The sequence below is a fragment of the Pseudomonas sp. PME37.24/006 genome, from assembly GCF_055556635.1.
In genome coordinates this window covers 1-240 of the sequence record NZ_JBVHNL010000281.1, presented here as the reverse complement: position 1 = coordinate 240, position 240 = coordinate 1, and the positions used below count along the sequence as shown (strand labels likewise).

General features: G+C 68.8%; 1 protein-coding gene. It reads left to right on the top strand.

What is annotated here, in order from left to right; genetic code table 11:
- Positions 1–12: 12 nt before the first annotated feature.
- Positions 13–240, top strand: a 228-nt coding sequence (locus ACZ3GY_RS24735) for a coproporphyrinogen III oxidase (RefSeq protein WP_465912461.1), incomplete at its 3' end; no start/stop codon positions are given.

Below are 240 nucleotides of genomic sequence, written 5' to 3'. Positions count from 1 at the left end.
CATCGCAAGGAGATGCGCGGGGTGGGCGGCATCTTCTACGACTACCTGACGCCGTCGGAGGCAGAGGGCGGCTGGGACGCGGGGCTTGCCTTCACGCAGGATGTGGGCCGCGCCTTCCTCGACGCCTATCCGCGCATCATGCGCGCCAACTTCGCCAAGCCCTGGACGGAGGCGCAGCGCGAGGAGCAACTCGTCCGGCGCGGGCGCTATGTGGAGTTCAACCTGCTCTACGACCGCGGC